Origin of the sequence: Neorhizobium sp. NPDC001467 (assembly GCF_050275975.1) — a bacterium.
GTDB lineage: Bacteria > Pseudomonadota > Alphaproteobacteria > Rhizobiales > Rhizobiaceae > Neorhizobium.
In genome coordinates, this window is sequence record NZ_JBNNPS010000002.1 from 240,885 (window position 1) to 264,875 (window position 23,991).

Consider the following 23,991-nt stretch of genomic DNA (forward strand, 5'->3'; position numbering starts at 1 on the left):
GAACATTTAATTTGGTGAGAGAATGAGCGCTGACTACGATTCGAACTGGTTTGCACAAAAACTAGGCGACCGAACAATTCGCGGAATTGCGTTGGAAACCAGCGCCTTGATAAGAGCCGGGGCCCTGCCGGTCGGTGCCAAACTACCTCCGATCCGAGACCTGGCTTTTTCGCTGGGAGTCAGCCCCGCCACCATTTCGGAAGCCTGGAGCGAACTTCGAAAGCAGAAAATCATTACCGGTCGGGGCCGCAATGGCACCTGGGTCAGCGGTGATCGCTTTATCGCCAAGCCCGAACGTCTGGCCAGTACGGGCCATTATGGGGCCGACGCGCTGGACCTGACAATGGCCGTGCCGGATCCGTTGCTGTTGCCGCCATTGATAGAGGCGATGGCCTACGGCGCGTCCGCGCAGGACCTCAACAGCTATGAACGCAGTCGTATCCTTCCGGAACTGGAAGCGGAGGTCCGTAAGACCTGGCCCTATGAGGCGGAGGCCTTTCTGACCATGAACGGCGGCTATAACGCCGTCTACACCGCGATCCATGCGCTGGTCACGACCGGGGCGCCGGTTGCCATCGAGGAGCCGACAGCAATGCGCCTGCTCGATATCCTCGAACATCTGGGCGCGCATATCATACCGGTCAAATGCGACCAGGACGGACCGTTGCCGTCATCGCTGCGGGACGCGATGCGCTACAAACCGGTGGTCTTCCTGTTTCAGCCGCGGCTGCATTCGGTGACGGGCCGCACGGTGACGTCCGGGCGGATGTGGGAACTGGCGGACGTCTTGCGCGGCACCGACACGCTGATCATCGAAGATGACGGCATTGCCGATATCGCCGAAAGCCCACGCCATTCGCTCGGCGGCGAGTTTCCCGATCGGGTCATCCATATCCTGTCCTTTTCGAAAACCCATGGACCGGATCTCCGCCTGGCGGTCATGTCGAGCACGAAAGCGATTGTCGAGCAGATCCAATCCTATCGCAGTTTCAGCGCCGCCTGGACGAGCCGCATCCTGCAGGCGGCAGGTGCCTGGTTGCTGCGGGATCCGGCAACGGCAGAAAGCATCACGTCGGCGCGCGCCATCTATAAGGCGCGCCGCGATGGCCTGACGACCCGGCTTGCGGCGCGCGGTGTCGAGGCGACGGTCGGCAGCGGCCTGTGTGCCTGGGTCCGGGTGGAAAGCGAGCCTTTCGCCATGGTCACCCTGGCGGCGCGCGGCATAGCCGTGCAGCCGGGCAACAAGTTTTCCTTTCTGCAAAGCCATCACTTGCGGATCGCGACCAGCACACTGGAGGGTCGAGCCGACGAAGTGGCGGACGCGGTCGCCCTTGCCGCACGAGGCGCATAAACGAAAACGTTCAGGCAGGGTGCGACCCTGCCTGATGATCGGCAGCAGGATCGGCACGCTGCCCCGTTAGTCCGCAAGCCCGTCACGTCGATCCGTCAGCTGCGAGGCTTCAAATTCTCCGGGTCGTAGAGTGGCTTGTATCCGACGGAGGCCACCTCAACCGGATAGGTCTCGGCAAAATATTCGATATTAAGCTTCCGCCCGACCTGGGCATGCGACCAAGGCAGGTAGGCAAGCGCGATATTCTTTCGGAGCGTGGGGCCATAGGCGATCGAAGTCGTATAGGAGCGGCGTCCGACTTCATCCACCAGAACCGCGCCCGTTTCCGGCTCGATGACCGGCAGGTTGCCGACCGGGTAACGCGCGACACCGGACCTATCGATATTGTCGGTCATCACCAGGGTGCAAAGCATGGCCGGCTGATGATCGCGTGCCTTGTATTCCAGATGTTTTGCCTTGCCGCGGAAATCGGCGTCCTTCACCTTGGGACGCGCCAGATCGGCTTCGATCAGATTGTACTGGGTCAGAAGATCGCCGTTCTGCAGCCGCAAAGACTTCTCCATCCGGCGTGAATTGGCATAGGTCTCGACGCCGAAGGCCATCACCCCCGTCGCGCGCAGGGCATCCCAGACGGCAAGCCCATCCTCGTATGCCATGTGCAGTTCCCACCCCTGTTCGCCAACATAGGAGATCCGGAAGGCCGTGACAGTCCTGCCGGCGATGTCGATCGGCTTGATCGCCGTGAATGGGAAATTCTCGATATCGAGACCGGCCGGGTCGGCCACCGCCTTTTTCAACGTTTCGCGTGCGTTCGGTCCCCAGATGCCGATCGTCACGAATCGTTCCGAAACGTCGGTTATGGTAACGTCGAACCCGCGATCCTCAGCGACCCGCTTCATGTAGTGATAGTCGCGCGGCCCGGCATCGGCGCCGTTCACCAGTCGGCAGCGATCAGCCATCCGGAACACGGTAAAATCGGCGCGAACCATGCCTTCGTCGTCTAGGAAGTGGGTGTAGATGCCCTTTCCGATATTGCCGTCGCCGCCGATTTTTGCCGCGCACAGCCATTCCAGCAGCTCGACATGATCCGGTCCTTCAATATCGACCATGTGGAAATGCGAAAGGTTGACGATGCCGCAATCCTCGCTCATGGCCAGATGCTCGGCATTGGAGACGCGCCAGAAATGGCGGCTGTCCCACTCATTCTCGCGTTGCGGCACCTGATCGCCGTATCTTTCAAGCAGGTGTTCGTTCGCCGCATAACCATGGGCGCGCTCCCAGCCACCGAGCTCCATAAAATAGCCGCCGAGCGCCTGCTCCCGCTCGTAAAACGGTGACTTCTTCGCTCCCCGACCGGTCGCATAGGGTTCGCGTGGATGTACGGCGGGGAAATAGATCTTTTGCGCGGCCTCGTAGGTGCGGCCCTCGATGAAGTCTTCTTCCAGCTGGTGTGGGTAGAAGCGGGCATAATCGATGCCGTTGTGATCGATTTCGGTACGGCCGTCGGTCATCCAGTCGGCGATAAGCTTGCCATAGGCCGGACCGTCCTTGACCCAGATCGCCACACAGTACCACAGCCCGCGCACCTTCTGGCTCTCGCCGCAGGACGGACCGCCTGCAGCCGAGACCTGAAGCAAGCCGTTGAAGGAATGGCCTTCATTATAGCCGAGTTCGCCGAGAATAGGTGTCAGCTCGATCGCTTTTTCGAGCGGCTCAAGAATCTGCTCCATGTCGAGGTCGCGCTGCGACGGAGAAAGACGTGCCTGATGTTTTTCCAGAATGTCGCGCGGGTGGCAGAGGCGCGGATTGGTAGTCTCGTAATAGCCCCATTCGATCTGCCCGCCCTCGGTAGTCTTCGGGTCGCCTGTGTCGCGCATATAGGCGGAATTGCCCTGGTCGCGCAGCAGCGGAAAGCCGATCTCCTTGCCAGTGCCTTCAAATTCGTTATAGGGGCCGAAGAAGGTCAGCGGATGATCGACCGGCATGACGGGCAGGTCCTCTCCGACCATCTCGGCGATCAGCCGGCCCCAGATACCGGCACAGACGATGACGTGATCCGCCATGATCGTGCCGCGATGGGTGACGACACCCTTGATGCGACCGCCCTCGACAACGAGCGATGTCGCCGGCGTATTGCCGAACACTTTCAGCTTACCGGCTTTCTCCCCAGCATCCACCAGTTTGCCCGCAACCGTTTGACTGCGCGGAATGACGAGACCGGCATCCGGATCGAACAGGCCGCCCTGAACCTGATCTTCCTCGATCAGCGGAAACATCGCCTTGATTTCGGCGGGGGTGACGAGACGGGCATTGGTGCCGAATGCTCTGGCGGAGGTAGCCTTGCGCTTGATTTCCTCCATCCAGCTGTCGTCGCCGGTGCGCGCCACTTCCAGGCCGCCGATGCGGGCGTAATGGCCCATTCTCTCGTAGAAATCGATGGAATATTGCGTCGTCCAGACCGACAGGTAATCGTGGCTGGTCGTGTAGCAGAAGTCCGAGGCATGGGCGGTGGAGCCGATATCGGTCGGGATGCCGGATTTGTCGATGCCGACGATGTCGTCCCAGCCGCGCTCGATCAGGTGATGGGCAACCGAGGCGCCGACGATACCGCCGAGCCCGATGATGACGACCTTAGCCTTGCCCGGAAATTCTGCCATTGCCTGCCTCGTGATGTGAAATTCCGGGCGATCTTATGGGCAGCAGAGTGCGCAACCTCTTCAAAATACGACACGCAGCAACATCGCTGCGCCATCACCGCGCACCTGCAGGAAGGTGCAGCCTGCGGCGATGAAGGTGACCGGGCAAAGGCGTGGCATCGGTATGTGCGCGATCATGGAAAGTCTTCACGAAGCCCGCTTCTTCTCCACATCCTGCATCGGAGGAGCCGGATCCTCGATCCCGGCGATCGGCTTTCCGGAAAGGTCGCGCGCGAGTGCAATCAGGAACGGCCAGGAGGAGATGAAATAGCGCTTGGCAAGCCGCCTCGGCTCGCTTGCGGCGCGCCACAGAAATTCGAGGCCGACCTTGGAGACGATCCAGGGCGCGCGTCGTTTCGTGCCGGCGTAAAATTGCAGCGCCGCGCCGAATGCCATGCCATAGCAGTCCGGCAGCTCGTGGCGATGCCTTGCCATCCATTTTTCCGATTTCGGTGCACCGAGGCCGAGAAAGAGATGGGTCGTCTGCTGTTTGCGGGCAAGCGAAGTGAGCCAGGTGCCAAAGGCCTCGTTGCCTTCGAAATCCATCGGCGCGGTGATCGACAGGTGATCGGTGAAGCCGAGCTGTCGGACGCGCTCGTTCAGGCGGTTTGCGGTCGGCTCGTCCGAGCAGACGAACAGCAGGCGATGCTGGCCGGGGTTGAGCCTGCGCAGGATTTGGGGAAACAGGTCGGAGCCGGACAGGCGGCCAGGGATCGGGGCGCCGCGCAGGCGCGCGTAGAAAAGCACCGGCATCCCATCGACCGTCGCCTTCCAGGCCGCTCGGTAGGCCGCGCGAAACTCGGCGTCCTGGGTCAGCCTGACGACATGGTCGACATTGGCGGTGACAAGCAGTTGCAGGCCTTCGCCACGCGGAGCCGGGGCCGTGAGCGCTGCCAGCATCACCTCTTTATCCCAAGTGGTGAAGGGGAAACCGAACAGGTCGTGGACGGCATGGCCGCGCTTGTCGTCACCGTCCCATTGCGACGGGACCTTTCGGGGAGAAAGCTCCATCATGAACCGTCCCGGACTCCCTAACTCTGACGATGCTGCAGCGGGCCTGGTAAGCCAGACCGAACATTGCTGCCGACAACGTGAACCAAAATGGGCCGGATCGCGCCAGAAAGACACTCTCCAAACAGGCCAGGAACACACCGTAGAGCCAAACTCTTAAGAACAGACGAGAAATATTGTTAGAATTGTTTCGATTGCTTCGAATATTGTAGCTTCGCAATGGAACGTAAAGTATAGCAACTATCAGAATAAATAAACCAGGCAACCCCATGTTAACCATGGCATCGACATAGGCATTATGGGCATCAACTGCGCGAACCGCCCATGTGAAGGCGCCCAGATCGCTGTTGACCAGCGTTTTCGTTCCCCAGAAACTGTCGAACCCGAAGCCGAAGACAGGATTGTCGCCGATCGCCGCAAGCGCCAGGTTCCAGATATCCGCGCGTGCCGTGAACGTGGCGTCGATGCCGAGCGACGTCACGAAGTCGCGCACGGAAGGCAGGGCGGTCACACCGACGGTCGAGAAATTGATGAGGCCGACGCCGCCGAAGACGATCGGGACCCGGGTCCAGCGAAACCGTTCGAACAGGAAAGCGATGACGAGAATGACAGGCATCAGCGCGGTCGATGTCTTGGCACCGGTCTTGAGCAGGAAAAAAGCTGCACCGGCAAAGATGGCAAGCCCGATTACGCGCGACCACGCCCGTGCCAGGTAAAGGCCCATGAAGCAGAACATCGCCATCACGCCGCCGGCTTCGTTCTTCTGGACGTAAAGCCCACGCCACAGGCCGGCATGTTCGGGTTCGAGAAAGTCGTTGAGCTGATGCACCGACAGATAGGGCATGAAGGTCACGCCGAAATAGCAAAGTCCGAGCACGATCAGGACGCACTTGCCCAGAAGACGCGCGAATTCTTCTTCGCTTGCCGGCAGCAGAAGCAGAATGCCTGCGCTCAGCGTCACCATGATGGCAATGATCGAGCGTTTCAGCGCACCGGCGGGATCGACCGAGAGTATCGATGTCAGCAACAGCCAGAAAAACAGCGTCAGAAAAACGAGCCTTGGCCGCAGCACGAGCTTTCGTGCGTGTTCGCTGACCGCCGCATAGGCCATCAGCATCAGCGTCAGCAGCACCATGATGCCCTGCGTCCAGCCCGGGGGCTTGGCGGTGGAAGGATCGACGCTGAGGTCGGTAAAAGGCGTCAGCGTGATCCAGTAGAGCAGGAACACGCCAACGAACAGAAAGCGCGCGACGAGCGGAGATCTCGGTACGGCGGTGTGCCCGGTGGTGGTTTCGATCTCTGTCGGCACGCGGTCCGGCTCCGTATCGTCCGTGCCGGGTTCCGGCACGGTTCAAAAAGCGGGCGGCGATATCGCGCCGGTACTTCCCTCGCGCGCAAAGATTAGCGCCGGCGCATTAAGATTTCCCAAAGCATCTATCTGCCGGGTTTGCCGGAGCCTTAACCACGAAGACCGATGGAGCCGTCACTGGTCCGGTCTTGCTGTATGATGGCCCAGCTCGAACACTCTGAAGGTCAAGCCGCCTTGCAACTCCCCTTCATTCCCTTTGCCACCATGTGGATGCTGCTCGGCCTTCTCCTGAGCCTCGGCATGTCGGCCCCGACGGCTGCCCAGTCGACCGTCACTGCGCATGAGCAAAATGCGGCGCTTGGTCGGGGTGTCAACCTTGGCGGCATTCTTGAAGCGCCGGATGCAGCCGAACGTGCCAGATATCTCGACCAGGATCTCTTCAAAGCGGTCAAGGCCGGCGGCTTCGCCACGGTCCGCCTGCCCGTCCGCTTCAGCAACCTTGCAAGCCTCAAGCCGCCCTATGCGCTGGACGAGGATTTCATGCGGCATGTTGATGCGGCAATAGGGTGGGCGCTGGCGCAGGATCTTGCCATCATCATCGATTTTCACCACTACCGGCAGATGGATGGCGATCCGCTCGATGAAGGCGAAGGTCGGGCTGACCTCTCGGAAGAGGGCCTGCGGGAACGTTTCCGGCTGATCTGGCAACAGATTGCCGAACGCTATCGCGCGCAGCCGAACGACAAGGTCCTGTTCGAAATCTATAACGAACCGCATGGCAGGACCGATGGCGCGGTCTGGAACAAACTGGTGGCGGAAACGCTGGCCGTCATCCGTCAAAGCAACCCGGATCGGTTCGTCATCGTGGATGCGGGCAATTGGGCGACGGCATGGGGGCTCGAAGGTTTGGAATTGCCGCAGGAGGATCGTCGTCTGATCGTCTCCATCCACAATTACGCGCCGTTCGATTTCACCATGCAGGGCGCCAGCTGGATCGAAAATTCTGCTGGTTGGGTCGGTACGCCCTGTTGCTCGAAGGCGCAGGTCGCCAAGATCGAGGAGCCGATGGCCATCGCGCACGAATGGGCGCGCAAGCACGACCGCCCGCTCTTCATGGGAGAATTCGGGGCCAATTCCACCGGCGGTTACGCTGACCGCGTGCGTTATGCCCGCATCCTGCGCGATGCGGCGGAAAGGCGAGGCTTCAGCTGGGCCTGGTGGGATTTCTCCTCGGACGAATTCGGCCCCTGGGATTATCTGGCTCGAACATGGCGCGTCGAACTGCGCGACGCGCTGACGGGGAAATAGCCCTCAGGCGATCCCCAGCCGTTTTGCCGTGTCGATCACGGTTTCAACTTTCATGCCCCGCGTTCTCACCTTCTCCACCACCTCGGCGAAAAAGCCCGGCGTGCAGCCGATATTCGTCGGGTCTCTGCGCACGTCATGGGTATAAAAGATCAGCCAGCCCTTGCGGCGCTGCGCGTCGTCGAGCATGGCGTCGATCGAACCGGAATCGTTGGAGCAGTCGTACAGCTCCTGCGCTTTCAGGTGCGCGAGGTCGATAATGCCGTGATTGGTGCCGATCTTGATGCCGCGCAGCACCGGATACTGCCGCATCAGCGTGAGCTTCGACATCAGCGAGATCATTCCGAACGGGTAGGCGAAGGAGACCGGTCCGCCATGGCCGACGATTTCGGAAATGATGCGATCGTTGCGGCGAACGTCTTCCTTCAGATCGAGAAGGGGCGTGCGCTGCACATTGACATGGTCATGCGTATGGCCGCCAATTTCATGACCCCGATCGGCAAGATCGCGCACCATGCCTTCATCGACAATCAACTGGCCGTTTTCGTATCGGCCCATCAGCCCGCTCGCCAGATAGAACGTGCCGCGCATTCCGGCATCCTCCAGCACGGGAGCCGCGTTCTCGTAGCAGGAAACCGGGAAATCATCGAAAGTAAATGCGACGACGGCCTCATCCAGTTTCAGCCGATACGGCTTGAAATGAACATGCCGGCCGATCTTGCGGGAGAATCCGTAGAGAATTTCCTGCGGTGATTTGGACCGCATGCCGCGGCCCGCCCCATTATCCGTCATACCTGCCCCCAGCGACGTTGAGCCTCAGCTATAGTCCAGATCGCAATCCTGGATAAGCATCCATTACTTTAATGGTTACTTCGGATCCGCATGCCCTTGTCCAGGAGCACCTTTTCGAATGCTTGTGCTGCCCGCTCGACTGAAAACTCCATCGCTCTGTTCTTCAGCGCCGGCATATCCGCCGGCCGATCGAGGCTGTCGGCCATGGCGCGTGAAAGGGCGTTCGCATCGCCGACCGGCACCAGCGGTCCAAGCCTGCCTCCCTGGAGAATTTCGCGCGGCCCATGTGGCGCATCGGTACAAACGACCGGGATGCCGCAGGCCATTGCCTCGATGATCGCATTGCCGAGCCCCTCATGGCTGGAGGCGGAAACGAACAGTGCCGCCTTCGACAGGGCCTCGATCGGATGGGGATGATGGCCGGGCAGGCTGATATCCCCGGCCATGCCCAGTTCCGCGATACTTGCCTGCAGACGCGCTCGTTCGGTGCCTTCGCCGATGATCGTCAGCCGCGCTGGTCTGTGCCGGCGCAGAAGCGCGAAGGCGTCGATCAGCGTGGCAAAGTCCTTTTCCGGGGAAAGCCGGCCGACGGAAAAGATGTGGTTCGGTTCGGGATCGCGCAAGGCGCCACCGATTTGCGCGCGGATGTCCGCCGTGATGACCGCATTGGTGCCGAGATTGACGATCTTATGCGCCGGCACGGCAAATCGTTCGATGAGGTCGGTGCGCGCGCCATCGGTCAGCGTCATCACCAGATCCGCCATGGGATAGAGTTTGGGCGCCAGCCGGTATGCCAGCCGGTTCTGCCAATAGGGGTCGTTCGAGCGTGCCTGAACCGGGCTTGCCGCCTCGCGTAGAATGATCCAGGGGCGCGTCGCGACCGGCACGAGGCGAGAGGTAAGCGCCAGCAGCACGTTCGCAGCCGCTTCGGCGGAGACGATACCTTGGGGCGCGCAATCGATAAGCAGGCGACGCAGGGACGGGCCGGCTGCTGCCAGCCGTTTCTTGGCGCCATTGCCCAGGTCTAAGATTGGCACGTCCTTGCGGATGAGCGTTCTGAGCGGACCGGAAGCCTGCAGCGTGACGATGGCGGTCTCGACGCCGGATGCCTGCAGTTCATTGGCAAGAAGGATCGCATCGCGTTGCGCGCCACCGCCATCAAGGCCGCGGACGAGAAAACACAGGCGGCCTTCTGCGTTACCGGCGTCGGGGGGAAGTTTGGTAACCATTGATCCGCCATAATGTCCCTTGAACGCTGCCGGCTAGAGCGACGTCCGAACCAGAGCCCGCACAGTCTAGGCGGCAATCATTAATGCGAGGCGAATGGCCGACACCGCGGAAAAAGCACAATCGGGCGAGAGCGATGTTCTCATCTACCTGCTTTGCCGGGTGGCCGCCGCGGTCTTCAACATCGTGGCTGTTGCGCTGTTCACGCGTCTGTCGGACGCGCATCTCTACGGCGAATATCTGATCGGTTTCTCGATCTGCTTCATCGTATACAGTCTCACGGTTCAATGGGCGGTGTTTGCGCATTTCGGCACCTATACCCAGGCGGCCGCCGATCGCTTCGCCGGTTCGCTCCTCGTCGTGTCCGCGGTCATGGCCGTGCCGGCCCTTGGGGTCATCGCGCTTCTGGCCGCACTCGGCACCCTGGAAATCCACATTGCCTGGGGATCAGCCTTTCTCGCCGTCTGCTTCACCGCCTATTTCGCTTCGACGGAAATTGCCCGCGCGCGTCTGCGGCCGGGCCTCGTTGCCATTGCTACCATCCTGCGCAGCGCGCTCTCCATGATGCTCGGCTGTATCGCGCTCGTGATGTTCGACAGTCCGACCGCGCTCCTGATGGCGATCGGCATCGCTTACGCGCTGGGCGCTGTTCCGATCTTCGTCTTCCTGTCGCGCACCAGCTGGGCAAAGGGGTTCGTCTGGCCCCAACGCCGCGACGTTCTTGGCATGCTGCGTTATGGCTGGCCGCTGATCTTCGCCTTCGGCGCATCGGCCGGCGCGCTCAACATCGACCGTATCGTCCTCGAACACTACACCAATGCCGCCGCCGTTGCGCCCTATGGTGCGGTGATGGACCTGATGAAGCAGACCTTTCTGGTTCTGGCGGAAGCGATCAGCGCCGGCTATATCGCGCATGCCAGAAAGCATATGCTCAACGCCGACGGCCACGAAGTCGGTCAGGTCCTGCGCCGCAGTTTCGTATCGCAGGTGTTCATCGTCGTGTTCGGGAGCGTCGCCTTTCTCGTGCTCGGACGGCTCGTTTTCGGCATTATCCTTGCGCCGAGCTATGTCGATCTGGCGCTCGAGGTCATGCCTTACCTGTTGATAGGCAACGCCATCCTCATCATGCGCGCTCATTATTTCGGCCAGATCATCTATCTCGGCGCTTCATCGCTGCTCGAACTGGTCGCCTCGGTCGCAATGGTGGCAGCGGCGGTCGCCGCAGCCTTCGCGCTGGTCCCGGGCATGGGGCCGCCGGGTGCTGCCTTCGCCTTCGCCATTGGTCAGGTCGTGGCGCTCGTCATCCTGGTCATCGGAGCTCCGGCATCAGCGCGCATGCCGATCGACTGGGTCAGCGCCGGTCTGCTGGTCGCCACCGGGTTCAGCCTCGTGGTCATCGGGATGGCATTGCAGGTCCTGCTGGGCCGCATTTTGGGCGATATCGTCAATATCGTACTGATCGGCGCCGTCAGTGCCTTCTTCGCGGTTCGCTGGAATATTTTCAATATTGGCGAGGTGGCGGGCAAGCTCATGAACCGGTTGGCGCGCGCCTGAGAACCATAGGCCAGCCGCACTGGCGATAACGTCTGCTCGCTCGCAAGCAGACGATCCTTTCAGCGCGGGTCGGAGGTTCGCAGCGGCGCAAGCAGCTCGCCGTAAAGCGCCAGCATCTGCGCCCGCCCATGCCGGGCGACCTGCGCCTTTGCGTAGCGGGCGCGGAGCTCGGGCGAGGGGTATCGGCCAACGAGATCCTGCACGGCCAGTGCCAGTTCGTCGGCATTGCGCAATTCGTGAAAACGCGTCATGGCCTGCACATCCGCCGGCTCGCCTGTCGAAAGCACCTCGCGCAGCACGGGCAGGTCGCTCGCCACGACCGGCAGGCCGGCCATCGTTGCCTCGACGCCGGCCAGGCCGAATGTCTCCCAGATCGAGGGAAATACGTAGAGGTTACCGGCCGCCAGCACGTCGCCCAGTTCCGAGCGCTCGACGGGACCGATCAGATGCAGCCGGTCGAACACGCCGAGACGCTGCGCCCGGGTCTGGAGCGTCGCCTCATCGGGGCCGTCGCCGGCAATGATCAGATGCACACCTGGCAGAAGAGCAAGCGCCCCGATGGCTGTGCCATGGTCCTTCTGTGCCACCAGCCGGCCTGTCGCGACCAGCACAGTTGCCGTCGGCGGTATCCCGCGCTTTTGCCGCCAATCGATCCGCCCGGTTGCTTCAGGCACAGGATCGACGCCGTGGATGATGTCGATAAAATGCTTCCGGTAGGCCTGCGGCCAGTCACCGAAGGCGTCGCGGGTGGCGCGGGAATTCATCACCATATGGCTATAGATGCCGATCGTGCCGAACGCCTTGTCGATCAGGCGCCAGTGTGGCCGCAACCCTTCCGGCGATGCCGTGTGATGCGATATCCGCATCGGGACGCGCGCCAGCCAGGCGAAGAACTGACCGTAGATCGAAGCAGCGATCTGGTAGGTAAGGATGGCGCGGTAGCGACCCTTCAGGATGTCGCGCGCCAGCGCCAGCATGTTCCTCACGGTTTCGGCGCCCCCGCCCTGCCTGAGGGAACGGCTCTCGACGACGAAGCCGCGTTCTTCCAGGCCTGCCGTCACCATGTCCACAAGCGTGCGCACGCCCCCCATCTTGTCGTGGGTCACAAGTTGCAGCACGCGGGGCTGGTCGTTCTGAGCGTTGGTCATCTACTTCAAGCCTGGCATATTTCCATTGTCTTATCATGAAGAGCATTTTTGCGCTGATGCGACAACGCGGGGCGTCGGGATATCGGTTCTCGACGGGCGGACATGAGCAGGGTGCGGCTTTTCGATCACAATTCGCAGAGCCCACCATTTGCCCGCGCTCGGTGGGGAACTGCTCCGAAGGAGCTGCCCGCATGACGGCAGGGTCTCCGCCTCGCCGGCGCCCGACCTCGTATCGCGGCAGGGTTGGCTGTGGAAATCCCGCCTCTCGCGGCAATACGCCGCATAAGGGCCTGCCTGAACGCTGTGAGTGCGGCTTGCTCCCTTGAGTGGGTAGAGGGCATGATCCGTGGTTGACGGATTCTGACAATCATCCCGGGCAACGGTTTTCCGTTCATGATGGTCGAAGAGAAGAACAGGACAGGCTGCCGCCGGGCGCGATACGATAGTGGCCATCTGGCAAAGGGAAGGTAAGGGGACGATGAAGATTGGGGCGTTGAAGGAACGCGGTCAGAACGAGGCGCGCGTCGCCATGACGCCTGACTCTGCGCTGGCATTGCAGAAGCTTGGTTATGAATGTTTGATCGAAACCGGCGCTGGTAAAGCTGCGGGCTTTTCGGACGATGCCTATCGCGCCGCCGGTGTGACGGTTGCAGACAGTGCTGGAGCACTGTCGTCACAGGCCGATGTGATCGCAAAGGTTCGTCCACCGGAAAGTGCGGAACTTGCCGATCTCGGTCCGGGCAAGACGCTGATCTCGTTCTTCTACCCGGCACAGAATTCGGCGCTTCTCGAAGAGGCCAGAACCCGCGGCGTCAACGTCATCGCCATGGACATGGTGCCGCGCATCTCGCGCGCGCAGAAGATGGACGCCTTGTCGTCGATGGCCAACATTGCCGGTTACCGCGCCGTCATCGAGGCCGGCAACAATTTCGGCCGCTTCTTCACCGGTCAGGTCACCGCCGCCGGCAAGGTGCCACCAGCCAAGGTTCTGGTCATCGGCGCGGGTGTCGCCGGTCTTGCCGCCATCGGCACGGCAACCTCGCTTGGTGCCATCACCTATGCCTTCGACGTTCGCCCGGAAGTGGCCGAACAGATCGAATCCATGGGTGCCGAATTCGTCTTCCTCGATTTCAAGGGCGACAGCCAGGATGGCGCTGCCACCGGTGGTTATGCCGCCCCCTCCTCACCGGAATTCCGTGAGAAGCAGCTGGAAAAATTTTGCGAACTGGCGCCTGAAATCGATATCGTCATCACCACGGCGCTGATTCCGGGCCGTGATGCGCCTAAACTGTGGCTGGCCGATATGGTCGCCGCCATGAAGCCGGGCTCGGTTATCGTTGACTTGGCCGCCGAGCGTGGCGGCAACTGCGATCTGACCGTCGCCGACCAGAAGGTCGTGTCGGAAAACGGCGTCATCGTCATCGGTTACACCGATTTCCCGAGCCGCATGGCCGCCCAGTCGTCGACGCTCTATTCGACCAATATCCGCCACATGATGACGGATCTGACGCCGGCCAAGGACGGTGTGATCGTTCACAACATGGAAGACGACGTCATCCGTGGCGCGACCGTCACCAAGGAAGGCGAGATCACTTATCCCCCGCCGCCGCCGAAGGTTCAGGCAATTGCTGCCCAGAAGCCGAAGGACAAGGTCAAGGAACTGACCGCCGGGGAAAAGCGCGCCAAGGAAGTGGCCGCCTTCAAGGCGCAGACCAGGAACCAGGCCATCCTGCTGGCTGTCGCGACGGTGCTTCTGCTGATCGTTGGTGCCTATGCGCCGGCCAGTTTCATGAGCCATTTTGTGGTGTTTGTGCTTGCCTGCTTTATCGGTTCCCAGGTCATCTGGAACGTGTCGCATTCGCTGCACACGCCGCTGATGGCCGTTACCAACGCCATTTCCGGCATCGTCATCCTCGGCGCCCTGTTGCAGATCGGCTCCGGCAACTGGCTGGTCGTCGTTCTTGGCGCCCTGTCGGTTCTGGTCGCCACCATCAACATCGTCGGCGGGTTCCTCGTCACACGGCGCATGCTCGCCATGTTCCAGAAGTCGTGATCGGGTAGGGGTATTACATTATGACGATCGGTATCGTTTCCGCCGCCTACATCTCTGCGGCTGTTCTGTTCATTCTTTCGCTCGGCGGCCTTTCCGGTCAGGAAAGCGCCAAGCGCGCCGTCTGGTATGGCATTGTCGGCATGGCGCTCGCCGTGGTCGCCACCATTCTGGGCCCGCAGGTTCCGGGCGGCTTCGGCAACTGGTTCATCATCCTGCTGATGATCGCTGGTGGCTCCGTCATGGGGTATTACGTTGCTGCCCGCGTGCAGATGACGGAAATGCCGCAGCTGGTTGCTGCCCTTCACTCCTTCGTCGGCCTTGCGGCCGTCTTCATCGGTTACAACGCCCATATCGAAGCATGGCGCGTTGGCGGCATGGACGAGGCGACTCGCGCCACGCTTGAAGGTTTCTCCGCTATTCTGGCGCACAAGACGCCGGTTGAACTCGCCATCATGAATGTCGAGGTTTTCCTCGGCGTCTTTATCGGTGCGGTCACCTTTACCGGTTCCGTCGTCGCCTTCGGCAAGCTGGCCGGCAAGGTCGATGGCAAGGCAAAGAAGCTTCCGGGCGGGCACTTCCTCAACGCCGGCGCGGCCATCCTGTCGCTCATCCTGCTCATCATGTACGCCAATGGTTCGGGCGTCTGGACGCTGATCCTGATGACGCTCTTGGCCTTCTTCATCGGTTACCACCTGATCATGGGCATCGGCGGCGCCGACATGCCGGTTGTGGTATCGATGCTGAACAGCTATTCCGGCTGGGCAGCTGCCGCCATCGGCTTCACGCTCGGCAATGATCTGCTGATCGTCACCGGCGCGCTGGTCGGTTCCTCGGGTGCGATCCTGTCCTACATCATGTGCAAGGCGATGAACCGCTCCTTCGTTTCGGTCATCCTTGGCGGTTTCGGTGGTACCACGGGACCTGCCATGGAAATCGAAGGCGAACAGATCGCCATCGATGCCGAAGGGGTTGCCAATGCGCTCAACGATGCCGATAGCGTCGTCATCGTCCCGGGTTACGGTATGGCCGTCGCGCAGGCTCAAGCTGCCGTTTCGGAACTCACGCGCAAGCTGCGCGCGAGCGGCAAGGAAGTGCGTTTCGCCATCCATCCGGTCGCCGGGCGTCTGCCGGGCCACATGAACGTGCTGCTCGCCGAAGCCAAGGTGCCTTACGACGTCGTTCTGGAAATGGACGAGATCAACGAGGATTTCCAGAATACGGACGTCGTCATCGTCATCGGCTCCAACGACATCGTCAATCCGGCAGCCGAAGAAGATCCGAATTCGCCCATTGCCGGCATGCCTGTCCTTCAGGTCTGGAAGGCCAAGCAGGTCTTCGTGTCGAAGCGCGGTCAGGGCACCGGTTATTCCGGCATCGAGAACCCGCTCTTCTACAAGGAGAATACGCGGATGTTCTATGGCGACGCCAAGAAGTCGGTCTCCGAACTTCTACCGATGATCCGGTAAAAACAAGGCCGGAGCATCGCTGCCCCGGCCGTCTTTCAGTTCATGCCCGCTCTCAGGCTGCCGCTTCGGCGCAGAACCTGCGCAACTGGGGATCGACCCGGGGGTGCCGCTCCGTTGCGGGCGAGGATGCGTATTCAACAAGCACGCGGCGTCCGGCCCGCGTCTCGCGCTGCACCCATTCGCTGATCGTCTCGGCGCAGGTATGGTCGAGATAATGCAGGTCGGGAGCCGTGAGGCGCACCGGCTGGCTGGCCGGCAGTTTTTCCAAGAGGTTCAGCAGCGCCGGAATGTCCTTGGCGGTCGCCGCACCTGTCAGGTTGAGATAGATCTCGTCTTCGCGCTCCGCCTTTTCGATATGCAGGCGACGGCGCAGGTAAGGCACGATTTCCGCAATCGACAGCGCAAGACCAACACCGACACCGATCAGCAGGTCCTGCGTCACCACCAGCGATACCGTCGCAAACCAGATGCCGACCGGTACCCAGCCATGATGGTCGAACAGATGGCGCACATGATGCAGGCTCACCAGACGCCAGCCGGTGACCAGAAGGACTGCCGCCAAGGCCGTCAGAGGGACTACGCCAAGCAATTGGGGCAGAAGGGCCACCAGGGCCAGAACCCAGACACCATGCATCACGGCGGACAACCGTGTCTTGGCACCTGCCTGGATGTTGGCGGACGACCGGACGATGACCCCGGTGATCGGCAGCGCGCCGAGCATGCCGCAAAGGCCGTTGCCGATGCCTTGGGCGAACAGTTCCTTGTTATAGCGGGTGCGTTCGCCGTCATGCATGCGATCCACCGCCGCGGCCGACAGCAGCGTTTCGGCACTGGCGATGACCGCGATGACGATTGCGGTGATGAAAATGCCCGGTTCCGTCAAGCGCAGGAAGTCGCCGGTCTGGGGCATGGAAATGCCATCCAGCAGTGAAGCCGGCAGATCGACGCGAGCAATCGGCAACGCAAAGACGACAGCCACTATCGTACCGAAGGCGACGCCGATCAGCGCGCCGGGCACCAGCTTCAGGCCTTTCGGACGAAATTTCTCCCAGCCGATCATCGCCAGCAACGAGGCCAGGCCGACAAGCAGGGCCAACGTCTGGCTGGTCATGCCGTCATGCCACAGTTTCCCGACGCTGCCCTCGATGGCAACGACGTTCTGGATACCGCCGGCGGCGGGCTTGGAATCCATCAGCACATGCAATTGGCCGAGAATGATGAGAATGCCGATGCCCGCCAGCATGCCGTGCACGACGGCCGGTGAAATGGCACGGAACCAGGAGCCGATGCGCAGGAAGCCTGCGGCGATCTGGATTGCGCCCGCAGCCACGAGGACCGGCCCCAGCGCTGCCACGCCATATTGTTCGACGAAGCCGAAGACAATGACCGCGAGACCGGCGGCGGGGCCGGAAACCTGGAGCGGCGAACCGGCAATGGCGCCGACGACGATGCCGCCGACGATGCCCGACACTAGGCCCATGGCAACCGGAACGCCGGAAGCGACGGCGATGCCGAGACAGAGCGGGATGGCAACGAGGAAGACCACCACTGAGGAGGCGAAATCGGCGGCAAAGGTCGATGCCTGGCGGTTTTGCGCCGAAGGCGCTTGTCGAACGGTCTTTTCGCTTGCCATGGGATTACTCCGCCGCCATCGGCGCTGTCGCCGGGATGACATGCGGGACACCGCGGCCCCTGACGGCCACCGGCAGGGCCTGGTGGTCCCGGATTTCGGTGAAGCGGGCAGCGGCCCCGTCATAGACCAGAACGTCGCCGGTCTCGATATCGAAGAACCAGCCGTGCAGCGTCACCTCGCTCTTGGCGAGCTTGGCAGCCACCGAAGGATGGGTGCGCAGATGGTCGAGCTGAACAACAACGTTTTCCATGGCGACCGCACGGACCTTTTCCTTTTCGTCCAGGCTCGGTGGGTAGGCTTCGCAGACGATCGAATGGGCGGCATGGCTATGCTTGAGCCAGGCGGCGACATTCGGCATCTTGCCAAGCGCGTCGGGATGACAAAGCCCCTTCATCGCGCCGCAATCCGAGTGGCCGCAGATGATGATGTCACGCACGCCCAGGGCCACGACCGCATATTCGATGGCGGAAGAAACGCCGCCGTTTAAGGTTTGGAACGGCGGTACGATATTGCCGGCATTGCGGCATACGAACAGTTCCCCCGGACCAGACTGCGTGATGGTTTCCGGCATGACGCGGCTGTCTGCGCAGGAGATCATCAGCGCCTGCGGCGACTGCCCTTCACGAGCCAGCTTACGATATAGCGCAGAGTGATCCGGAAAAACGTCGCCGCGAAAACTCGAGATGCCTTTCAAAAGGTCGCCCATGGTCATATCCTTTTTGCCGGATGCCAGGCGCGTTGGCCGGTGCGGCTGTTCGTCAAAAAGTCATTTCAGGCGCGGAAAGCGTCGAAATGGCTGTAAATTAATTTCGTTAAGACGAACCGTGAGGACCGATCACTATAGATCGTATTCTGATAGATGATCTTGTTCAAAGTCGTTTAACAAAAAAGCTTATGCGCAACGAATAACGTGCAGTCGTAGCTAAAATCCTAAGAGGATCGTCAAAAAACCGTCGAGAACACAGTATTGCATATCGAATGCAAGCTTCTGTTTGAAGCAGGGGTAGTGCTCGCCGCCAGGTAGTGTCTTTGTGACATGGTATCGGTTGGCGTGATGCTTTGCCGACAATGTACCCCGTGTAAGCGTGTGGCCAAGCCGCACGACCCCGCATGATATCTACACCAGAGCATGTCCATACGCATGCGCTGCGGCAACCGCCAGATCGCCAACAATATTCAGACGCGTGCGGCCCCGCTCACAGGCGAACCCGCGACCGAAGGTGCGCTGCTAGGGCGCTGGTCCGGATCACACCGTTGGCGCCGGCCTCAGGCCACCGGCGCCGTGGAGTGCAGGCTCTGCCATGCCTCGTAGGCTGAGATCACGGTCTCCATCTGCGCCGTATGGCCGGTGATGAAGTCGTCGCCGTAGATCGTCTCGTCCGGATACTCGGTAATCAGCGTCAAAGGCACGGTATGGCGGTCATCGATGGACGACAGGCAGGGAAAACCGTTGATGATGCGGAAACCGGTTTCTCCGGCATGGGTCTCGTAAAGGGCGATCTGACGGTTGTTATAGTCGAGAATGCCGGGAATAGCGCCGAGGTGACGGGTAACGTGGTCGAGCATGGCTTCCGCTTGGCTGGTCCACCCTGCGTGATGGCGCATGACGAGGAAAAAGCCTTTTGGAAGCGTCCACATGGCGAAATTGCGCGGCACGTAACCGGAAAGCGGCCGTGTCCATTCATGCGATGGGTAGCCGTGCAGGTTCACATGCAGCTTTGCGCCGCTCAATTCCTGTGCCGCAAAGCGGATGGCCTTCTCGTTCAGGTGCTCGCCCGCATTGTCGCGGGTACGGTATTCGAGATCGTCACCCAGAGCCGTGTAACGGGCGGCGTGGTGCATGTGGCGCGGATTGTCGACGCGCAGACGCTGGTGCAGCGCGTAGCCATCCGGGTTTTCCAGCGGCGAGATGGTGAAATGGGCGTTGGCGCGTTGTTTCAGGGCGCGTGCAGCACGGATGGCGCCGACGATACCGGTCGTTTCGTTGGGATGCTGGCCGCCGCTGACCATCACGGCCGCTTCGCTGCCCCTGATGTAGCGAGCGGAAAGCACGCGGCCGGAGCGAGAGTTGGCGGTAAACTCTTCGCCACCGATTTCGGCCAGCAGTTTTGCCATCTGCGCGGCAGCCGGCGGCTCGGTCGCCGTGTCGATCACCTGTTCCTTGCCGTCGAGAAAGCCGGTCGTCAACGGCCGGGTCTCGACACGAATGCCGATCTCGCCGGTGCTTCTCACGATCTCGGGCACGATCTGGCCGGGTTTCAGGCCTCGGTCACCGAGCGGGCGGCCGGATTTCTTCTGGAAGAATTCGAGCAGCGAGAAGTAAAAATCTTCGTGCAGGGCCTCCCGCAGGCTCACCACCTCGTCGCCAACCGGCAGTTCCATGTCTTCGGCGGGATGCGAAACGCGGATGTTGAGTTCTTCGAAATAAGGTTCGGTTGAGCCCCAATCATGACGGGCAATCGCTTCGATGGCACCATGGAACAGGCGCTCGTAATCGGTTTTCAGACGTTCGCCCGTCGCATCGTTTTCGGCACGGTACCAGCCGGTCGGGGAGACGTTGGTTTCTCCGACGACATCTTCATGCACGCGGTTCGGCACGAGAACTTTGAGCGTTTCCGTCTGGCCGTTACGGGTCAGCGTCACGTCATAGAAGAACGCGCCGTCCTCGCGGGCAATGAATTCGATGCTGGCGTCACCCACCAGCGATGCCAGCGGATAGGCTTCGAGGCGAAAGCGGTTGGCCGGGGCATTGGCATGTACCGGGTAGCGCACCTCGATCGCCGTCACGCCGTTAAGGTCGATCTCTTCCAGAAAAGTGAAGAGAAGCGGCTTGTAGGCGCTGCGGATGCGGGCGGTGATGCCCTTGTCCTTCAGCGCCTGCTCCGTTGCGCGGCGGCTTTTCGTATCGTCGAAAGTCCAGGCTTCGAACGACAGGCCGGGCTTCGCCCCCATGACCAGAGTTTCAAGAGTGCGCTCGATTGAAGTCTCGAAGATCCTGGTCATGGTGTCATGCCTTGCTGTGTATCGAAGGGATTATCTGGAGGTGCGGCCGGTCGGGTCGAGGCTGTCGCGCAGCCAGTCGCCGAGCAGGTTGAGGCCGAGCACGGTCAACAGGATAGCAAGGCCCGGGAAGACACTGACCCACCATGCGGTCTGCAGATAGGTGCGGCCATCAGCCAGCATGCCGCCCCAGCTCGGAATGGTCGGGTCGACACCGAGGCCGAGGAAGGTCAGGCTGCTTTCCAGCAGGATGTTGTTGGCGACGTTGAGCGTCATCAGCACGATCACCGGGCCGATCAGGTTCGGCAGCAGATGCTGGAAGATGATGCGCCAGTCCCTGACACCGATCGCACGCGCCGAAAGGATGAATTCGCGCTCGCGCAGCGTCAGCACCGAACCGCGCACGAGGCGGGCATATTGCACCCATTGCGACACGATCAGCAGGATGATCGTGTTGGTGAGGCTACCGCCGACGATGGCGATGAAGGTGATGGCCAAGAGGATAAATGGCATGGCGAGCTGCAGGTCGGCGAAACGCATGACCAGCATATCCCAGAAACCGCGGTAATAACCGGCGATCAAGCCCATCAGCACGCCAAAGATGACGGCGCCGATAACGGAGGTGAAGCCGACCAGAAGCGAGATTTTTCCACCCGCGACAACGCGGGCCAGCACGTCACGGCCGAGCGGGTCGGTGCCGAACGGGAAGGCCGGGTTGGTGAACGGCTTGGCCAGACGCGCCACCAGGTTGATCTTTTCCGCGCCGCCCGGGAAGAGCAGGTCGGAGAAAAGCACCGCAAGGCAGATGATGACGGTCAGCGAAATGCCGAGGACGAATTCGAGGCTCGCGAAGCGCGACAGGCGGGAGGTTCTTGTTGCCATTGTCGTTTACTCCGTGCGGATGCGAGGATCGACCAGGCCATAGGCGATGTCGACCAGAAGGTTGATGCCGACGATCATCAGCGACAGAACGGTGATGACGGCCTGAAGCACGGGGAAGTCACGTGCGCCGACGGCGTCGAAGGCAAGCGTGCCGAGGCCCGGCCAGTTGAAAACGCGCTCGATGACGACGATGCCGCCGAGCAGGCCGCCGAACTGAAGGCCAAAATAGGTGATCAGCGGAATGGCGCAGTTGCGCAGCGCATGCTTGTAGAGAACCTTGTTTTCCGAAAGCCCCTTGGCACGGGCAACCATGATGTATTGCGATTGCAGCGTTTCCAGCATCGAGGTGCGTACGAGGCGGACGTTGGTCGCCGTCAGGATGACGCCCATGGTGATCGCCGGCATGACATAACTTGCCCAGCCCGACATGCCGCTTGGCGGCAGCCAGCCGAGCGTGATGGCAAACAGCAGGACGAGCATGGTCGCCAGCCAGAAATTCGGGAAGGACAGGCCGATCAGCGAGAAGATACGGATCGCCTGGTCGGCGGCCTTGCCGCGCGACGTGGCGGCTTTGATACCGAGCGGAATGGACAGCACGATCGATACGAACATCGAGATGAAGGCCAAAAGCAGCGTTGCCGGCAAGGCGTTGGCGATCAGCAGCGAGACCGATGTGCCGCCGGAAAAGCTGCGGCCGAAATCGAGCGTGACCAGACCCTTGAGGAAATTGAGATATTGCACGAAGAACGGCTGGTCGGTTCCGAGCGCTGCGCGAATGCGCGCAAGGTCGTCCTCCGTCATGCTGCCGCCGCCCTGAAACATCGTCACGGCGGGATCACCGGTCAGGCGAATGGCAAACGAGACGACGAGTGTGATGGCGATAACGACGAAGATCGCCTGTAGCAGTCGCTTGATGAGGAAACCGGCCAAGTTCTAGTTCCTAAAAGAGAAGTCCAGCTTCGCCCGCAGGGCGGGCGAAGCGATTTGACTGGGACGTACGGCGATGATTACTCGACGGTGACGTCGGTCAGCTTCATGCGGTTGTCCGGGGGCGCAATGAAGCCCTTGACCCGCTTGTTGATGCCGAAGATGGCGTTGGTGTTGTAGAGCGGCAGTTCCAGCGCGCGTTCGGACGCATAGGCGCCGACTTCCTTGAGGATCTTTTCGCGCTCGGCACGGTCGGTCAGCGGACGCTGGGATTCCAGCAGCTTGTCCAGCTTCTCGTCCTTGTCGTAGGGGTTCCACTTTTCGCCCGAATGGTACATCGAATACGCCGTGTTGTCGTAATCGAAGGTCCAGCCGCCCCATTTCTGCTGGAACATCGCGCCGGTCTTGCCCTGCGGGATGATGTCGTTCAGCAGAACGTTGGTTTCGTAAGGCTTGATCGTGGCGGTGATGCCCACCATCGACAGATAGCTGGAAATCACCTGCGCGACTTCGTTCATCGTCGCGTCATTGCCGCGGATGTCGATCTGCAGCGTGGCACCAGCCTTCACGCCGGCTTCCGCCAGCAGCTTCTTGGCACCTTCCGCGTCGTAGGGGATCGCCTTCAGGTCAGGATCGAAACCGAAGGAAAGGGCGCTCTGGAAGCTGGTGATCTCGGATGCCTGGCCGGCAAGGATCGACTGCACAATCGTGGCGCGGTCGATCGCCATGATGATCGCCTTGCGAACCTTGGGGTCGGCGGTGATGCCGTCGCGGGTGTTGAAGCGCAGCGCATCGACGGTCGGGCCCGGAACGGACAGGATCTCAAGCTTGCTGTCACCCTGAATGACCGGGATCATGCCGATCGGAATGGTCGGCGGGATGACGAGATCGACGCGGCCGGCCTGCAGTTCGGCAACGGCGGTCGCCGGCTCGGCAATGAAGCGGTATTCCAGCTCGGAAAGTTTCGGCGCGCCGCCGAAATAGTCCGGGTTGGCTTCCAGCTTGATGTTGACCTTCGGCTGGTAGGACACGAACTTGAACGCGCCCGTGCCGACCGGGTTGAGGTTGAAATTGTCCTCGCCCTTTTCCTGAATGTATTTCGGCGGAACGATCATGCCGCCGTAACCGGCAAGTTTCGTGAGAAGAACCGGATCCGGCGCTTTCAGCTTCAGGTCCACCGTGTAGTCGTCGATGACGTCGACGCTTTCGATGGCGATATAGTTGGAGCGCTGCGGGCCCTTGGCACCTTCTGCGCCGAGCAGGCGCTCGAAGGTGAACTTGACTGCTGCGGCGTTGAAATCTTCGCCATTGTGGAATTTCACGCCCTGACGCAGCTTGAAGCGGATACGCTTGCCTTCGTCCAGTTCTTCCCAGCTTTCGGCAAGACCGGGAACGAGCTTGAGGTCCGGGCCGCGATAGGTCAGTCCGTCAAAGATGTTGGTGGCAACGGCCGCCCACTGAACGAGGAACGTGTCGATCGGATCCCAGCTGCCCGGATCCTGCGGCGATGAGATGGTCATCTTGCCGGCGGCGAAGGCCGGTGCAGCGGAAAGTGCGGTGCCTGCGAAAGCGAAGGCCAAAAAAGCCGACGCCAGTCCCCTTTTGAACGTTGTCATTACCTGTTCCTCTTCAGATGC

The 23,991-nt window shown here is 61.1% G+C and carries 17 protein-coding genes; 5 read left to right on the plus strand and 12 right to left on the minus strand.

Features of this window, described 5'->3' with window-relative positions:
* Nucleotides 1-22: 22 nt before the first annotated feature.
* Complete coding sequence (locus ACQKKX_RS06050; RefSeq protein ID WP_427569571.1) at nucleotides 23-1,351, plus strand: aminotransferase class I/II-fold pyridoxal phosphate-dependent enzyme; 1,329 nt, start codon at nucleotides 23-25, stop codon at nucleotides 1,349-1,351.
* A gap of 95 nt (nucleotides 1,352-1,446) precedes the next feature.
* Here ACQKKX_RS06050 and ACQKKX_RS06055 read toward each other — a convergent pair whose 3' ends face one another.
* From ACQKKX_RS06055 to ACQKKX_RS06065, 3 genes are all read right to left on the minus strand, one after another.
* Nucleotides 1,447-4,008: a GcvT family protein gene (locus ACQKKX_RS06055; RefSeq protein WP_427569573.1), complete on the minus strand. Its 2,562-nt coding sequence runs from the start codon at nucleotides 4,006-4,008 to the stop codon at nucleotides 1,447-1,449.
* A gap of 186 nt (nucleotides 4,009-4,194) precedes the next feature.
* On the minus strand, nucleotides 4,195-5,061 hold the full coding sequence (locus tag ACQKKX_RS06060) for a WecB/TagA/CpsF family glycosyltransferase (protein WP_427569574.1): 867 nt from the start codon (nucleotides 5,059-5,061) through the stop codon (nucleotides 4,195-4,197).
* Nucleotides 5,015-6,367 (minus strand): O-antigen ligase family protein, encoded by a 1,353-nt coding sequence (locus ACQKKX_RS06065; RefSeq protein ID WP_427569575.1) that lies wholly within the window; start codon nucleotides 6,365-6,367, stop codon nucleotides 5,015-5,017. Before ACQKKX_RS06065 ends, ACQKKX_RS06060 begins: the two co-directional genes overlap by 47 nt.
* 234 nt (nucleotides 6,368-6,601) lie before the next feature.
* Between ACQKKX_RS06065 and ACQKKX_RS06070 the strand changes: the two genes are divergently transcribed.
* On the plus strand, nucleotides 6,602-7,675 hold the full coding sequence (locus tag ACQKKX_RS06070) for a glycoside hydrolase family 5 protein (RefSeq protein WP_427569576.1): 1,074 nt from the start codon (nucleotides 6,602-6,604) through the stop codon (nucleotides 7,673-7,675).
* A 3-nt stretch (nucleotides 7,676-7,678) separates the two neighbouring features.
* On the opposite strand, the gene ACQKKX_RS06075 is transcribed toward ACQKKX_RS06070, so the two are convergent.
* Both ACQKKX_RS06075 and ACQKKX_RS06080 read right to left on the minus strand, forming a co-directional pair.
* Nucleotides 7,679-8,437 (minus strand): polysaccharide deacetylase family protein, encoded by a 759-nt coding sequence (locus tag ACQKKX_RS06075; RefSeq protein WP_427569578.1) that lies wholly within the window; start codon nucleotides 8,435-8,437, stop codon nucleotides 7,679-7,681.
* A gap of 95 nt (nucleotides 8,438-8,532) precedes the next feature.
* A complete protein-coding gene (locus ACQKKX_RS06080; protein WP_427569580.1) occupies nucleotides 8,533-9,693 on the minus strand; it encodes a glycosyltransferase in 1,161 nt (386 codons plus the stop codon).
* 94 nt (nucleotides 9,694-9,787) lie between these two features.
* Between ACQKKX_RS06080 and ACQKKX_RS06085 the strand changes: the two genes are divergently transcribed.
* Nucleotides 9,788-11,245 carry a lipopolysaccharide biosynthesis protein gene (locus ACQKKX_RS06085; protein WP_427569582.1) on the plus strand — a complete coding sequence of 486 codons (1,458 nt, stop codon included), beginning with the start codon at nucleotides 9,788-9,790 and terminating at the stop codon, nucleotides 11,243-11,245.
* 59 nt (nucleotides 11,246-11,304) lie between these two features.
* On the opposite strand, the gene ACQKKX_RS06090 is transcribed toward ACQKKX_RS06085, so the two are convergent.
* Complete coding sequence (locus tag ACQKKX_RS06090; RefSeq protein ID WP_427569584.1) at nucleotides 11,305-12,393, minus strand: glycosyltransferase family 4 protein; 1,089 nt, start codon at nucleotides 12,391-12,393, stop codon at nucleotides 11,305-11,307.
* Nucleotides 12,394-12,871: 478 nt separating this feature from the next.
* Here ACQKKX_RS06090 and ACQKKX_RS06095 point away from each other — a divergent pair, with 478 nt between their 5' ends.
* Together ACQKKX_RS06095 and ACQKKX_RS06100 are read left to right on the plus strand one after the other, a co-directional pair.
* Complete coding sequence (locus ACQKKX_RS06095; RefSeq protein ID WP_427569585.1) at nucleotides 12,872-14,446, plus strand: Re/Si-specific NAD(P)(+) transhydrogenase subunit alpha; 1,575 nt, start codon at nucleotides 12,872-12,874, stop codon at nucleotides 14,444-14,446.
* A 20-nt stretch (nucleotides 14,447-14,466) separates the two neighbouring features.
* Nucleotides 14,467-15,912, plus strand: coding sequence for an NAD(P)(+) transhydrogenase (Re/Si-specific) subunit beta (locus tag ACQKKX_RS06100; RefSeq protein ID WP_427569587.1), 1,446 nt, complete (start codon nucleotides 14,467-14,469; stop codon nucleotides 15,910-15,912).
* A gap of 52 nt (nucleotides 15,913-15,964) precedes the next feature.
* Here ACQKKX_RS06100 and ACQKKX_RS06105 read toward each other — a convergent pair whose 3' ends face one another.
* The 6 genes from ACQKKX_RS06105 to ACQKKX_RS06130 form a co-directional block, all read right to left on the minus strand.
* The gene (locus ACQKKX_RS06105) at nucleotides 15,965-17,545 is read right to left on the minus strand and encodes a SulP family inorganic anion transporter (RefSeq protein WP_427569588.1); all 1,581 of its coding nucleotides are present in this window, start codon (nucleotides 17,543-17,545) and stop codon (nucleotides 15,965-15,967) included.
* 4 nt (nucleotides 17,546-17,549) lie between these two features.
* Nucleotides 17,550-18,251, minus strand: a complete 702-nt coding sequence (locus ACQKKX_RS06110; RefSeq protein WP_427569590.1) for a carbonic anhydrase — start codon at nucleotides 18,249-18,251, stop codon at nucleotides 17,550-17,552.
* A 560-nt stretch (nucleotides 18,252-18,811) separates the two neighbouring features.
* Nucleotides 18,812-20,548: a M14 family metallopeptidase gene (locus tag ACQKKX_RS06115; RefSeq protein WP_427569592.1), complete on the minus strand. Its 1,737-nt coding sequence runs from the start codon at nucleotides 20,546-20,548 to the stop codon at nucleotides 18,812-18,814.
* 30 nt (nucleotides 20,549-20,578) lie between these two features.
* Nucleotides 20,579-21,427, minus strand: coding sequence for an ABC transporter permease (locus tag ACQKKX_RS06120; protein ID WP_427569593.1), 849 nt, complete (start codon nucleotides 21,425-21,427; stop codon nucleotides 20,579-20,581).
* 6 nt (nucleotides 21,428-21,433) lie between these two features.
* Complete coding sequence (locus ACQKKX_RS06125) at nucleotides 21,434-22,357, minus strand: ABC transporter permease (RefSeq protein ID WP_427569595.1); 924 nt, start codon at nucleotides 22,355-22,357, stop codon at nucleotides 21,434-21,436.
* 77 nt (nucleotides 22,358-22,434) lie between these two features.
* Entirely contained in the window at nucleotides 22,435-23,970 is a 1,536-nt protein-coding gene (locus tag ACQKKX_RS06130; RefSeq protein ID WP_427569596.1) for an ABC transporter substrate-binding protein, read from the minus strand.
* Between the last annotated feature and the right edge of the window lie 21 nt (nucleotides 23,971-23,991).

What these genes read in the sequence shown, in the direction of transcription:
- ACQKKX_RS06080 (WP_427569580.1), bottom strand. Translation starts at nt 9,693, where the DNA reads ATGGTTACCAAACTTCCCCCCGACGCCGGTAACGCAGAAGGCCGCCTG.
- ACQKKX_RS06110 (WP_427569590.1), bottom strand. Translation starts at nt 18,251, where the DNA reads ATGGGCGACCTTTTGAAAGGCATCTCGAGTTTTCGCGGCGACGTTTTT.
- ACQKKX_RS06090 (WP_427569584.1), bottom strand. Translation starts at nt 12,393, where the DNA reads ATGACCAACGCTCAGAACGACCAGCCCCGCGTGCTGCAACTTGTGACC.
- ACQKKX_RS06060 (WP_427569574.1), bottom strand. Translation starts at nt 5,061, where the DNA reads ATGATGGAGCTTTCTCCCCGAAAGGTCCCGTCGCAATGGGACGGTGAC.
- ACQKKX_RS06095 (WP_427569585.1), top strand. Translation starts at nt 12,872, where the DNA reads ATGAAGATTGGGGCGTTGAAGGAACGCGGTCAGAACGAGGCGCGCGTC.
- ACQKKX_RS06075 (WP_427569578.1), bottom strand. Translation starts at nt 8,437, where the DNA reads ATGCGGTCCAAATCACCGCAGGAAATTCTCTACGGATTCTCCCGCAAG.
- ACQKKX_RS06100 (WP_427569587.1), top strand. Translation starts at nt 14,467, where the DNA reads ATGACGATCGGTATCGTTTCCGCCGCCTACATCTCTGCGGCTGTTCTG.
- ACQKKX_RS06105 (WP_427569588.1), bottom strand. Translation starts at nt 17,545, where the DNA reads ATGGCAAGCGAAAAGACCGTTCGACAAGCGCCTTCGGCGCAAAACCGC.
- ACQKKX_RS06085 (WP_427569582.1), top strand. Translation starts at nt 9,788, where the DNA reads ATGGCCGACACCGCGGAAAAAGCACAATCGGGCGAGAGCGATGTTCTC.
- ACQKKX_RS06120 (WP_427569593.1), bottom strand. Translation starts at nt 21,427, where the DNA reads ATGGCAACAAGAACCTCCCGCCTGTCGCGCTTCGCGAGCCTCGAATTC.
- ACQKKX_RS06115 (WP_427569592.1), bottom strand. Translation starts at nt 20,548, where the DNA reads ATGACCAGGATCTTCGAGACTTCAATCGAGCGCACTCTTGAAACTCTG.
- ACQKKX_RS06050 (WP_427569571.1), top strand. Translation starts at nt 23, where the DNA reads ATGAGCGCTGACTACGATTCGAACTGGTTTGCACAAAAACTAGGCGAC.
- ACQKKX_RS06055 (WP_427569573.1), bottom strand. Translation starts at nt 4,008, where the DNA reads ATGGCAGAATTTCCGGGCAAGGCTAAGGTCGTCATCATCGGGCTCGGC.
- ACQKKX_RS06130 (WP_427569596.1), bottom strand. Translation starts at nt 23,970, where the DNA reads ATGACAACGTTCAAAAGGGGACTGGCGTCGGCTTTTTTGGCCTTCGCT.